Genomic DNA, 13,789 nt, shown 5'->3' on the forward strand with positions numbered 1-13,789 from the left:
AGGCCCGCAACAGGAGCCTTAGTTGCATCTATATGAAACTAAAGATCGATAAATTGCAATTTATGAAACATTGAGCCTGATCCAGAATTCGGGGCATCCATTACCAATCTGAGTCGGAGAATAAAAATGAGCGACAAGTTTGCCGGCCTGACGCAGGCCCAGCTGGACGCCCACTGGATGGCCTACACCGCCAACCGCCAGTTCAAACGGGACCCCCGCATCATCACCGGTGCCGAGGGCTGCTACTACACCAGCGCCGATGGCCGCCGCATTTTCGACGGCCTGTCCGGCCTGTGGACCTGCGGCGCGGGCCACAACCGCAGCGAGATTGCCGACGCGGTCAGCGAACAGCTGCGCACACTCGACTACTCCCCGGCGTTCCAGTTCGGCCACCCCAAGGCATTCGAGCTGGCCGAGCGCATCACCCAGTTCATGCCGGAAGGCCTGAACCGCGTCTTCTTTACCGGCTCCGGCTCCGAATCCGCCGAGACCTCCCTGAAGATCGCCCGCGCCTACTGGCGCAAGAAGGGCATGCCCAGCAAGACCAAGCTGATCGGCCGCGCCAAGGGTTACCACGGGGTGAACTTCGGCGGCATCAGCGTCGGCGGCATCGGCGCCAACCGCGCCCTGTACGGCACTGCGGTGGACGCCGATCACCTGGCGCACACGGTGCTGCCGGAGAACCGCTTCAGCAAGGGCATGCCGGAAGAGGGTGCACACCTGGCCGACGAACTGCTGGAACTGGTGGCGCTGCACGATGCCTCCAATATCGCCGCTGTTATCGTCGAGCCGATGGCGGGCTCCGCCGGCGTGCTGCCGCCCCCCGTGGGCTACCTGAAACGCCTGCGCGAGATCTGCGACCAGCACAACATCCTGCTGATTTTCGACGAGGTCATCACCGCGTTTGGCCGTATGGGCGCCGCCACCGGTGCCGAGGCCTTCGGCGTGACACCGGATATCCTCAATACCGCCAAGCAGCTGACCAATGGCGCCGTGCCGATGGGCGCGGTGATCGCCAAGCAGGAGATCTACGACACCTTCATGGAACAGGGCGGCCACGATTACCTGCTGGAACTGCCCCACGGTTACACCTATTCCGCCCACCCGGTCGCCTGCGCCGCAGCGCTGGCCTCACTGGATATTCTCGAAAAGGAAAACCTGTTCGCCCGCGCCGGCGAACTGGCCACAGTACTGGAAGAGAGTGTGCACCAGCTGAAGGGCTTACCCCTGGTGACCGACATCCGCAACTGCGGCGTGGCCGCCGGCCTCACCATCGAGGCGGCGCCGGGCGAGCCACTGCTGCGCCCCTACCAGATCGCCATGAAGATGTGGGAGAAGGGCTTCTATGTGCGCTATGGTGGCGACACCGTACAGCTGGGCATGCCGTTTGTGGCGCAGCCCGAAGAGATCGACCGGCTCGTTAATGCGCTGGGCGACTGCATCAAATTGGTCGCGGACAGCCAGTAATCACCACGGATCCCGGCCTGCGCCGGGATAGCAAAATAAAAGATTTAATTATTCAAAGAATAGAGAGGTTTACTCATGAGCATTGTGGGTCATTTTATTAACGGCCAGACCACCGAAGCGGCAGAGCGCACCCAGGACGTATTCAATCCGGCCACCGGCGAAGTTACCAAGCAGGTGGCAATCGCTGCGAAAGACACCGTCGAGGAAGCCATTGCCGCGGCCCAGGCCGCCTACCCCGCCTGGCGCAACACGCCGCCGGCCAAGCGCGCCAAGATCATGTTCCGCTACAAGCAGCTGCTGGAAGACAACGCCGAGCAGATCTGCGCAATGATCGGTGAAGAGCACGGCAAGATTTCCCACGACGCCATGGGCGAACTGACCCGCGGTATCGAGAATGTAGACTTTGCCTGCTACGCACCGCAGATGCTGAAGGGCGAGCACAGCCGCAACGTGGGCCCGAACATCGACTCCTGGAGCGAGATGCAGCCGCTGGGCGTCGTGGCCGGCATTACGCCGTTCAACTTCCCGGCCATGGTGCCGCTGTGGATGTACCCGCTGGCCATCGTCTGCGGCAATACTTTTGTGCTGAAACCGTCCGAACGCGACCCGTCGGCGGCGCTGTTCCTGGCGCAGCTGATGCAGGAGGCCGGCCTGCCGGACGGCGTACTGAACCTGGTCAACGGCGATAAAGTGGCCGTGGATACCCTGCTGACCGATGCCCGCGTACAGGCGGTGAGCTTTGTCGGCTCCACACCGATTGCCGAGTACGTCTACGCCACCGCTTCCGCCCACGGCAAACGCTGCCAGGCCCTCGGCGGTGCCAAGAACCACGCCATCATCATGCCCGACGCCGATATGGACAACGCTGTGTCCGCACTGACCGGTGCCGCCTTCGGCTCCTCCGGCGAGCGCTGCATGGCCCTGTCAGTAGCCGTGTGTGTCGGCGACGAAGCGGCCGATACCTTCATCGAGAAGATGAGTGGCGAAATGCAGAAGCTGAAAGTGGGCGCTTACACCGACAGCAGCAACGACTTCGGCCCGGTGATCACCGAGGCACACAGAAACAAGGTGAATGGCTATATCGCCAGCGCCGCGGAACAGGGCGCAACCATCGTGGTGGACGGCCGCAATCCGGCGGTGGAAGGCTACGAGAACGGCTTCTTCGTCGGCGGCACCCTGATCGACAATGTGAAGCCGGGCATGACCTGCTACGAAGAAGAAATCTTCGGCCCGGTGCTGCTGGTGGTGCGCGCGAACAGCATGGAAGAAGCCATGCAGATGATCAACGATCACGAGTACGGCAACGGTACCTGCATCTTCACTCGCGACGGCGAGGCGGCGCGCTATTTCAGCGACAACATCCTTGTCGGCATGGTGGGTATCAACGTACCGCTGCCGGTACCGGTGGCCTACCACAGCTTCGGCGGTTGGAAGCGTTCCCTGTTCGGCAGCCTGTCCGCTTACGGCCCGGACGGTGTGCGCTTCTACACCAACCGCAAGACCGTCACCCAGCGCTGGCCGTCCAGCGGCGTGCGCGAGGGTGCGCAGTTCTCCTTCCCGAGTAACTGATCGCCCCTGGATCCGCCCGGCAACGGGCGGATCCAGGTTCGTACGCCTGTCAGCCTCCTCTACTTCCCGGATTTGTCCGTGCTGCCTGAATTTCGGCCAAAGTGCCGCCATCTGCCAAAACGCTTTTCGACACCGCGATAACCTGCGCCAGAACTGCGATGAGTTGCCCGCCTGCTGCGTTCAATCGTGATATAAGTAGCGGTTTGCTGTAATTCGTACCAAATCCCTTGGGGGGGAAATAATGATTAGAACTGGAAAGTTTGCCGCGACACTACTGTGTAGCGCGGTACTGGCCGCCTGTGGCCAGGGGCATGAAGAAAAATCCACCAAAACCGAAGCCAGCCCGGCGGTAACCAAGACCGCGGCGGTGCGCGAAGACGTCGCCTCCCTGAGCGAGAGCTACGCCAAGTTGCGCAAGCAGCAGGTTGCCGATGTGGATTACACTCTGTCGGTAAACCTGGACAAGACCGGCAAGAGCTTCAGCGGAAAAGTGGACGTGCACGCCAAGCTGAACGGCGCGCCGAAGGAAGCTCTGACCCTGGACTTCATCGACGGCACCGTCGACAGTGTCTCGGTGAACGGCAAAGAAATTCCGGTGGACTACAACGATAAGTTCATCACCATTGCACCGGAACACCTGAAGGACGGCGACAACACCATCTCCATCGCCTACCAGCACCCGTATTCCATCGACGGCTCCGGCCTGTACCGCTTCGAAGATCCGGCGGACGGCAAGGTGTACATGTACACCGATTTCGAGCCCTACGATTCCAACCAGCTGTTCCCGAACTTCGACCAGCCGAACCTGAAGGCCACCTACACCCTGACCGTGAAGGCGCCGAAAGACTGGCAGGTAGTGTCTTCCGCCCGAGAAGATTCCAAGAAGGAGCTGGACGACCAGTACAACGAGTGGACCTTCCCGACCACCAAGAAATTCTCCACTTACGTGTTCTCCCTGCACGCAGGCCCGTACAAGGTGTGGGAAGACAACAGCGGTGATATTCCGCTGCGCGTGATGGCCCGCCAGAGCCTGGCGCCGTATGTGAAGGTCGACGACTGGTTCAAGTTCACCCACAAGTCCTTCGACTTCTTCCAGAAGTACTTCGACGTCAAATACCCGTTCGGCAAGTATGACCAGGTCATCGTGCCCGACTTCAATGCCGGTGCGATGGAGAACGTTGGCGCGGTCACTTTCAGCGAACGCTATGTCTCCCGCGGTGACAAGACCGAAGCCCAGCGCATGCGCCTGAACAACGTTATCGCCCACGAAATGGCACACATGTGGTTCGGCGACCTGGTTACCATGAACTGGTGGAACGACCTGTGGTTGAACGAGAGCTTCGCCACGTACATGGCAAACCTGTCCATGGCCGAGAACAGTGAGTTCAAGGACACCTGGGAAAACTTCTACCTGGGCACCAAGCAGTGGGCCTACCGGTCCGACCAGCTGCCCACCACCCACGCGATCCAGCTGCCGGTGAAAAACACTGACGAGGCTTTTGCCAACTTTGACGGCATCACCTACGGCAAGGGCGGTTCCATCCTGAAGCAGCTGCCCTACTACCTGGGTAAAGAAGAATTCCGCCAGGGCGTGAGCCAATACCTGAAAGACCTTTCCTACAGCAACTCCACCCTGGACGACTTCATGGGTCACCTGGGCAAGGCCGCGGGCAAGAACCTGGACCAGTGGCAGCAGGAATGGCTGTACAAGGCCGGCCTGAACACCATCGCCGCCAGCTTCCAGTGTGAAAATGACAAGGTCACCAAGCTGACCCTGACCCAGACCGCACCGGAAGAGTACCCGACCCTGCGCGAACAGCAGATCCAGCTGGGCCTGTTCAACATGCAGGACGGCAAGATGGTGCGCACCGACGCCCTGCCGGTACTGTACAAAGGCGCAACCACCGAAGTGAAAGACGCAGTAGGCAAAGCCTGCCCGCAGATCCTCTATCCGAACGAGGGCGACTGGGGCTTCGCCAAGGTAACTCTGGATCCGGTGTCTGTTGACAACATGTCCAAGCACATCAACGACATCGAAGAGCCGTTCACCCGCCTGATGCTGTGGCAGAGCATGTACGACAGTGTCTATGACGCAAAACTGCCGCTGGACCAGTATGTACACTTCGTGCTCGACAACATGGGCGCCGAGCAAAACATCAACGTCATCCGCATGGGCGCCCGCTACCTGGGTAACGCCTACGGCTACCTGAACCAGGTGGAAATCGACGATGCCAAGCGCGACGAGCTGCAGACTGCGATCGAGCAGTTTGCCTGGCAAGAGCTGCAGGCGGCCAAGCCCGGTAGCGATGCACAGAAAGTCTGGTTCGATACCTTCACCGGTGTTGCCCACAGCGACGAAGCCCTGGCCAACGCCGAGAAGCTGCTGAACGGCGAGCTCGCCATCGACGGCCTGAAACTCGACCCGGACATGCGCTGGGACCTGGTCGTACTGCAGAACCGCAACCTGTATGGCGACTACCAGAAAGCCATCGACAGTGAACTGGCCAAGGATAACTCCGACCGCGCGCAGAACTTCGCAATTTCCGCCGAAGCCGTACGCCCGCAACAGGAAGCCAAGGCCAAGTGGCTGGGCAACATCCTCAAGCAGAACGAGGACTTCAAGCTGAGCCAGCTGAAAGCCGCGGCCTACTATATGTTCCCGTCAGAGCAGTCCAAGTTCTACCAGAACAACCTGCAGAGCATTCTTGCCGCGATGGACACTGTCAATGCGAGCAACAGCCCGGAATACATCGGCACTTATTCCAGCCTGTTCCCGCTGAGCTGCAGCCAGCAAGGTATCGACCAGATCAGCAAGGTCCTCGACAGCGGCAAGTCGCTGAACCCGCTGCTGGAGAAAGCGCTGAAAAACCGTCGCTTCGAAAACCAGCGCTGCGTCGCCATGAGCAAGCTGCTTTCGGAGAAAAAAGAGGGCTGATCCCCTCACCAGGATAGCGCCCCGGCCACCGTGCCGGGCGCAACCCGGAAAGGCCCTGCGGGGCCTTTTTTATTGCCCCACGAAAGTGTAATACCCAGAGTTCATCGGATTCAGCTGCTGCGTAGCGAAGAGAAAAATATCTGGGAATAAGGGCTGCGCCGGCCCGTTTATCGCAGCACACCATGCGTCCGATGAACAGGCGTGGTATAACCTGTGCCACGAATAAAAACACCAGCCCCCTCAAATAAAACTGTCACCTGGAGGGCAGGATATAACTGGACTGGTGTCCGCCTTCAGTTCGGAGATCCCAATGAAAATCCATCAGAAATTCGCCACCACACTCCTGTGTACCGCGCTGCTCGCCAGTTGCGGCCAGGAAAATCCACCGGTACAGAAAGCCAGCGAAGCGCCCGATGCGCCTGCCGCGCCGCAACAGCCGTCGCAACCGGCTGAAGCTGCCAAACCGGTACAGATCGTCGAGCGCGCCAACAAGCCGCAGCTCACCGCCGAATACGCAGCCATGCGCAAGCAGCAGATCGCCAACGTGGATTACCAGATCTCCGTGGCGCTGAGTGGAGATTCAGAAAACTATTCCGGCACCGTGGTCGCCGAGACCACCATCGACAAACCGCTGCAGCAGCCGCTCACCGTCGACTTCAGCGAAGGTACCGTGAAGAAGGTCCGGGTCGACGGTCAGGAGATTCCATACGACTACAACGGCAACTTCATCACCATCCAGCCGGATCAGTTGAAAGTTGGCGTCAATGCCATCACCGTCGACTTTGAGCACCCCTATTCCAGCGACGGCTCGGGTCTGCACCATTTCAAAGACCCGCAGGATGGCAACGTCTACCTCTACACCCATTTCGAGCCCTACAAGGCCAACCGCTTCGCCCCGCTGTTCGACCAGCCTGACCTAAAGGCCAGCTATACCGTCGATGTCACCGCTCCGGGCGACTGGCAGGTGGTCACCACCACCCGGGAAGACAAGGTCGACGAACTGTCAGATGGACGCAAGCACTGGCACTTCCCGGCAACCAAGAAATTCTCCACCTACATCTTCCCCCTGCACGCGGGTCCTTTTGTCGTGTGGGAAAGCGATGCCGACGGTATTCCGCTGCGCCTGATGGCCCGCAAGAGCCTGGCCGAGAACGTCAAGCCGGACGACTGGTTCAGCGCAACGCAGCAGGCTTTCGCCTTCTACCAGAAGTATTTCGACATTCCCTACCAGTTCGGTAAATACGACCAGTTGATCGTGCCGGACTTCACCATCGGCGCCATGGAAAACGTTGGAGCGGTAACGTTTAACGAAGCCTATGTGTCCCGAGGCGAAAAAACCCAGGCCCAGCGCCAGCGCCTCGCCAATACCATCGCCCACGAAATGGCACATATGTGGTTTGGCGACCTGGTCACCATGAAATGGTGGAACGGCCTGTGGCTGAAAGAGAGCTTCGCCACCTACATGGCCAGTCTCGCGCTGTCGCACAACCCCGACTTCAAGGATGTGTGGCAGAACTTCTATCTGGGTTCCAAGCGCTGGGCTTACGATTCCGATTCCCTGGTCACCACGCATCCGATCGAACTGCCGGTCGCCAACACCGATGAAGCATTCTCCAACTTTGACGGCATTACCTATGGTAAGGGCGGCTCCGTGCTGGAGCAGCTGCCCTACTACCTGGGCAAGGAAGCCTTCCGCCAGGGTGTGAGCAGCTACCTGAAGGATTTCTCGTTCGGCAATGCGGAATTGAAAGACTTTATGGGGCACCTGGGTAGAGCCGCCAATAAAAACCTGGACGAGTGGACCCAGGCCTGGCTGTACAAGGCCGGCGTGAACACCATCTCCGCCACCTACCAGTGCAAAAACGATAAAGTCACCTACCTGAACCTGCACCAGACCGCGCCGAAGGAATTCCCGGTGCTGCGCGAACAGAAGGTACAACTGGGGCTCTACCGCATGCAGGACGACCGCATGACCCGCGTCCAGGCCCTGCCGGTAGTCTACAGTGGTGAACACACTGAAGTGAAAGAAGCTGTGGGTGCACCCTGCCCGCAGATCCTGTTCCCGAACGATGAAGACTGGGGCTACGTCAAAGTCGCGCTGGACGACAAGTCCGTCGAACAGGTTACCCAGCATATCAACGATATCGAGAGCTCCTTTACGCGGCTGATGCTATGGCAGAGCCAGTTCGACAGCGTCATTGATGGCAAGCTGCCACTGAACCAGTGGGTTGAGTTCGCCGTCGATAATGCCGGCGCGGAAACCGATATCAATATCATCCGCCTGATCAGCACCCACCTCCAGAATGCCGCCGCTTATCTGCACCGCATTGACCTGCCCACCGAAGTACGCGAACAACGGTTGCAGGCGATCGAGTCTTTCGTCTGGCGCCAGCTCAACAGCGCGCCTGCCGGTAGTGACGCCCAGCAGACCTGGTTCGACACTTTCACTGCGGTCGCCCATTCGAGCAAGGCCCTGAAAAGTGCCGAGCAACTGCTCACAGGCAGTCTGGAAATCGACGGCCTGCAGATGGACCAGGACAAGCGCTGGGAACTGGTGATACTGCTCAACCGTCGCCAGCACGGTGATTACGACAAGTTGTTGCAGGATGAAATGAAGCGGGACAACTCCGCTCGCGGCCAGAATGCCGCCATCAGTGCGCAGGCCATTCGCCCCACCAAAGAGGCGAAGACCGAGTGGCTGGACAACATCCTCAACAAGCGCGATCAGTACAAGCTCAGCCAGATCAAGGCGGCTGCGCACGCCCTGTTCCCGGCAGAACAGCTGAACCTGTATCGGGATGTCAGCGCGAAGATCTTCACCGCCGTACCCACGGTTAATGCGACAGACGACACGCTGTACAACAAGGCCTATGCGCTGGTCTTCCCGATTGTGTGCGACAAGACAGGAATTGCTCAGTACAGCGACGTCCTGGAGCAAAACCCGGACCTGATTCCGGCGCTGGGACGGGTGCTGAAAAACCGCAAGCAGCAGAGTGAGCGCTGTCTGGCGATGCCGACCACCTATCTGGAATAAATAGGATCCGGCAATAGTCCCGGATTACGTCCGGGACTATTGCCGCTTCAGCGCAGCGCCCCTTCACCCGTTATTTCCAAGCGTTACAGATGCATAGCAGATAGAGGTACAGTGATGAACGAAAATAGAAACGCAAATCCGGCATCCGAATATCAATATGCAGGTTTCTGGATCCGCTTCGGCGCCTCCCTGCTGGATACGCTGATCCTGCTGATTTTCACGCTGCCGCTGCTGGCAGCGATCTATGGCGATTATTACTGGTCGAGTGCAAGCCTCATCAAGGGGCCGGCCGATGTCCTGATCTCGTACGTGTTTCCCTTTGTGGCAACAATCCTGTTCTGGATTTACAAATCGGCAACCCCGGGGAAAATGGCGGTAAAAGCACGGATCGTTGATGCCAGAACCGGCAAGGCACCTACGGTGCAACAATCTGTCATCCGCTATATAGGCTATATCGTCTCAACCATTCCGCTGTGCCTGGGATTCCTGTGGATTGCCTGGGATTCCAAAAAGCAGGGCTGGCACGACAAAATGGCGGGTACAGTGGTTATCCGCCCCAAAGATGGCGGTGTTGAAAACGTCGAGTTCTCTGAAACTTAAAAAGCCGAGCTGGCATGGTTGGCCCTGACCTTTCACCACTTGATCACCCCTATCGCGTATTGGTAATGACGCGCTGAACAAAGGCGCTAATCCGATTAGATCAGTCCATTGTAAAGAGGCCCGCGAAGGCCTCTTTTGTTTTCTCCAGCCGATAAATTTTCGCCCTGCACAAATCGATTAATTATTGCGCAGCACGTATTACACGACATTTCACAGACTCGCTGAACCCCCGACAGCATGTTATAAAATACGCCACACACCGGGCTTGATACCGGGCAACCTGACTTCCTCCCGAGAGCCTATTTTGGGGAGCTGTTACAGGGGAGGGATATCCGTTGCTCGCAGAATCCATCTACTGGAAAGTTGCCGGTGTGTTATCTGGGTTCTTGGAAAAGTTAAACAAAATAGAGAATATACAATGAGTCAAAATCCTTATGCCGCACCGAACTCTGAGGTGGCTAGCCATACTGACAGTGAGGGAATGTCTGAGTTCAGCAGGTTCAGTGCCTGGGGAGTCTTTGGACTGTCCCTGATAACCCTTGGTATCTACCCGATTTACTGGCTGTATACTCGCGCCAACATCATCAACCAGCACCACGAAAACAAGATTTCCATGGTATGGCTTAACCTGCTGGTAATCTCCTTCATCATCGCCTTCTTCGGAGGTTTTCTCGGGCAAAGTGCCGCAGTTGCGACACTTCTTCTGGCGACAAACATTGTCTACATGGTTAGCTACCTGGCGTCCCTGTTCAAGGTAAGAAATCGGCTGCAGGACATGATGAACGAGCGTTTTGGAGCCAAGTATTCTGTAGGCCCGGTATTGACCTTTTTCTTCTCGGCAATTTACCTGCAGTACAAGATCAACCAGTGCATTGACGATGCCAATCAGGGCGCCGAGTAATTTCTAAGCGCATTGCACAGGGAAGTGCCTTGATGACCTGAAAATTATATTGATCTAATCTTTCATGTCCTCTCAATCCAGATTTTGTTGATTGCGATTGGATTAGTTGCACTCCCAAAATAAATTAACCTGATAAAGGAATATAAAAACAATGAGCCAGGACAATATCTATTCAGCACCGCAAGCAGAAGTCACCCGGAACTCAGAACCGAAAAAAAGAAGCAAACTGCTGATTGCTTTCAGTATCTTGCTCGTCGTGATCAACGGGTTCCTGACAGTTCCGTTGATCAGGATTCCGGAAGCGCTCCCACAGGCAAGCGCGCAGGGTTACGTGATTGGTCAGTTGAGTTCTGTCATCCTGATTCCCTTCTTGATTGTCGGCCTGTTCCAGATCGGCAAGGGTTTCAGGAACCCAGCGTCTCGCGTCAAGGTTTTTTTCTGGGCCAGCGTAGTAATACTGCTCTCCAAATTCGGCAATTTACTGACACTGCTTCAGAGTCAGTAAATAGGGTTGGAAGGTTGCTAATCGGGTGGGTCTCGACAATTCCGGGCCCACCAGCGAAAAGCCCTGCCCCCCGAACCTTCTCCGCCTGCCTCTAAAAAAGCAGTAACACACGATCAAATATCGAACAACTTCGCGACTTTAAGATCAATTTTTTGGCACAAACGGGATTTTGTGCTTACGCTGAATACGAGAGGACATAATAAGAAACCACCGGGAGGGATTCCCATGCGTTCAATCATAGCCTGCCTGATTCTGATTTTTTCCCCCTTTGCCACCGTCTGTGCCAACTCCTTGCCCGACTTCCCGTTTGTCGTCGCTACGGGTACGGCCAAAGAAGATGTTAAGCCAGACAATGCGACTGTACATATCAACGTAACCGCGTTCAGTGATTCTTCCGAAACGGCGTTACAGCAGGTCAATACCGCCACCGACAAGATCGTCGCACTGACACAGAAATTGAAGATTCCAAAGGAAAAGCTAGAGGCGCACGATCTGGAAAAGTCCACCAAACGCAGACGGGATGAAGATCACCGCGCACTTGAAATACTCGGTTATGAAATTGAGCGAACTTTCCAGATCCATCTGGAGGGCCTTGACCAGTATGCCGAGTTGATGAACGGACTTGTGGCCATCGACAATATTTCAAGCATGGGTACCCAGTTTGATGTCCAGCAACGCAAAGCCATCGAAGAGCGACTGACCAGAAAGGCCAGTGAAAATGCAAGACACAGGGCTGAACTAATGGCCGACAGCCTGGGGGTCAAGGTCAAGTCGGTTTACGCCGTCTCGCAGGATTCCGGGTTCGATTACATGTTCCGCGGAATCGGTGCCGATTCCCCGCGCTATGCAATGCTGGCCAGCCCGGGACCTGCTGGCAACGTGGCCATGTTCGTACCGGAAAGCATTCAGGTCGCCCAGCAAATCAATGTCGTATTCCGCCTGACGCAATGACGCAGCCCTGACCCGGGCGTCGTGCAAGCGGCGCCCATGACCATTTCGAAACGTTATCCTCCGCCTGATCACCCGCCGGGGTAATAACTGGAACCTTGTCCGGTTTTCCTATGTCTGACGGCAGTCGCTATGCCGAACAATCGATTCTAACCTTGGACAATGCGAAAGCTGCATACCTGCTCTTCCACAGGGAGAATCCCATGCTCAATGTCAGCGTCTATTCCGTCTGCCGCCTGATCGTGCTGGCACGGGAATTCCACGCCCAGGAAGCCGTCAGCATACCGGAGGAACCCGACAGCCCCAGTGGTGACTGGTCGGTACAGATGCTTGCCAGTCACGAGGACGACGACAGCTTCCGGGAATTTAAATCCATCGTCGACGACATGGAGCCGGATCAACAGCAGGAAGTAGTGGCGCTGTTGTGGCTGGGACGAGGCGACTACAGCGAGGAAGAGTGGCGGGAAGCACTGACCCTGGCGAAAGATAGCTGGAATCTACGCACCGCCGAATACCTGATCGGCCACCCGTTATTGAGCGACTACCTGGAGGCGGGATTGGAGGTGTTTGGCAGCAGTTGCGACGAGTGAGCCTTCCGCCGTGCTGCTATAGATTTAGGGGACTTTTGATTCGCGGACAGCGGTTTCACTCGGTGAAGAAGACGCGGAACGATGCTCTCACTGCTTCTTATCGGAATCTTCCTCAGTGGAATCTTCTTTGTGGCGGAGTTGAACGATGATACTGGTTCCCGGTTTTACCGGCAGCCGCGGCAAAACAATCTCCGGAAACTCCCCGGTCAGCGCATTTAAGAATGCCACTATATCGCTGATATCCGTCTCCGAAAGATCCTCGTTCAGCTGCACCTTGGCCATGACACGAACTGTCTCATTGAGGCTGTTGATGGAACCGTTGTGGAAATAGGGTGCCGTCAGGGCGATATTGCGCAGTGTAGGCACGCGAAACATATGCTTGTCCTGCTCTTTCTTGGTCACTTCATACCTGCCCAGGTCATCCATCAGGTGATATTTCTTCACTTCCGGGCTATCGGTATAAGACGGAAACTTCGCATAGAAGCCGGTTCCCAAAGGGTTGTGCGGCCCGTCAAAAACAGGGCCACTGTGGCAGGCGATACAGCCATTGTCGGTGAAGGCCTTCATGCCACGAACCTGCTGCTCGGTCATCGCGCCCTTATCCCCCTTTAGATAGCGATCATAGGGGCTGTTTGGTGTGATCAGGGTGCGCTCGAAGGCGGCCACTGCCTTGGCGGCATTGTCCGCATTCATACTGTCCTTGCCAAAGGCCTTTTCAAAATAGGGGGCGTAGCCGGGGATTGAGCGGATGCGATCCATGGCCTCATCTAACGTGGTCATACCCATTTCCACCTGGTTCACCATGGGCCCCTGCGCCTGCTCTTCAAGTGTGGCAGCCCTGCCGTCCCAGAACTGTACGGAGTGAAATGCAGCATTCCAGACGGTGGGGGCGCTGCGGCCGCCGGTCCTGCCGTGGACTCCCATCGAAACCTGACGACTGTCGTCGCCGCCCTCCATCAGGTTGTGGCAGGAATTACAGGAAACCGTCCCGGTGGAGGAAAAACGCGGATCGAAGAACAGCATTTTGCCCAGTTCGACTTTCGCCGGCGTGGAGGGGTTGTCCTCGGGTTCAGGAGCTTTCGTTGGCAGTATCTGCGACTGCTCGGCAGAGGCATTGCAGATTGTGGTGATAAGAATGGCAAACAACAGGCACTGACTTGCTTTCATAGCAGCTCCATCTCGTATTTCAGAACTCCCTGCACGGTCAAATATAGGTGAAGAACTCGGCGGTATTACCAAT

Annotated in this window: 10 protein-coding genes; 9 read left to right on the forward strand and 1 reads right to left on the reverse strand. The window is 56.9% G+C overall.

Annotated elements, in window-relative coordinates; genetic code table 11:
• Positions 1 to 126 precede the first annotated feature (126 nt).
• The 9 genes from IG168_RS05070 (at position 127) to IG168_RS05110 (ending at position 12,549) form a co-directional block, all read left to right on the forward strand.
• Entirely contained in the window at positions 127 to 1,467 is a 1,341-nt protein-coding gene (locus tag IG168_RS05070; RefSeq protein ID WP_193162444.1) for an aspartate aminotransferase family protein, read from the forward strand.
• Positions 1,468 to 1,542: 75 nt separating this feature from the next.
• Positions 1,543 to 3,036, forward strand: a complete 1,494-nt coding sequence (locus IG168_RS05075; RefSeq protein ID WP_193162446.1) for a CoA-acylating methylmalonate-semialdehyde dehydrogenase — start codon at positions 1,543 to 1,545, stop codon at positions 3,034 to 3,036.
• A gap of 241 nt (positions 3,037 to 3,277) precedes the next feature.
• The gene (gene pepN, locus IG168_RS05080) at positions 3,278 to 5,971 is read left to right on the forward strand and encodes an aminopeptidase N (RefSeq protein WP_193162448.1); all 2,694 of its coding nucleotides are present in this window, start codon (positions 3,278 to 3,280) and stop codon (positions 5,969 to 5,971) included.
• Positions 5,972 to 6,281: 310 nt separating this feature from the next.
• The gene (gene pepN, locus IG168_RS05085; protein WP_193162450.1) at positions 6,282 to 9,005 is read left to right on the forward strand and encodes an aminopeptidase N; all 2,724 of its coding nucleotides are present in this window, start codon (positions 6,282 to 6,284) and stop codon (positions 9,003 to 9,005) included.
• Between the two features lie 114 nt (positions 9,006 to 9,119).
• A complete protein-coding gene (locus tag IG168_RS05090) occupies positions 9,120 to 9,605 on the forward strand; it encodes an RDD family protein (protein ID WP_193162452.1) in 486 nt (161 codons plus the stop codon).
• 481 nt (positions 9,606 to 10,086) lie between these two features.
• Positions 10,087 to 10,506: a DUF4234 domain-containing protein gene (locus IG168_RS05095; RefSeq protein ID WP_193162454.1), complete on the forward strand. Its 420-nt coding sequence runs from the start codon at positions 10,087 to 10,089 to the stop codon at positions 10,504 to 10,506.
• 151 nt (positions 10,507 to 10,657) lie between these two features.
• Positions 10,658 to 11,011 (forward strand): hypothetical protein, encoded by a 354-nt coding sequence (locus tag IG168_RS05100; protein WP_193162456.1) that lies wholly within the window; start codon positions 10,658 to 10,660, stop codon positions 11,009 to 11,011.
• A gap of 225 nt (positions 11,012 to 11,236) precedes the next feature.
• The gene (locus IG168_RS05105; protein WP_193162458.1) at positions 11,237 to 11,962 is read left to right on the forward strand and encodes an SIMPL domain-containing protein; all 726 of its coding nucleotides are present in this window, start codon (positions 11,237 to 11,239) and stop codon (positions 11,960 to 11,962) included.
• 200 nt (positions 11,963 to 12,162) lie between these two features.
• The gene (locus IG168_RS05110; protein WP_193162460.1) at positions 12,163 to 12,549 is read left to right on the forward strand and encodes a DUF3775 domain-containing protein; all 387 of its coding nucleotides are present in this window, start codon (positions 12,163 to 12,165) and stop codon (positions 12,547 to 12,549) included.
• Positions 12,550 to 12,636: 87 nt separating this feature from the next.
• Here IG168_RS05110 and IG168_RS05115 read toward each other — a convergent pair whose 3' ends face one another.
• A complete protein-coding gene (locus IG168_RS05115; RefSeq protein WP_193162462.1) occupies positions 12,637 to 13,716 on the reverse strand; it encodes a cytochrome-c peroxidase in 1,080 nt (359 codons plus the stop codon).
• Positions 13,717 to 13,789: the final 73 nt, after the last annotated feature.

This window comes from Microbulbifer hainanensis (genome assembly GCF_014904735.1).
Classification (GTDB): Bacteria; Pseudomonadota; Gammaproteobacteria; order Pseudomonadales; family Cellvibrionaceae; genus Microbulbifer; species Microbulbifer hainanensis.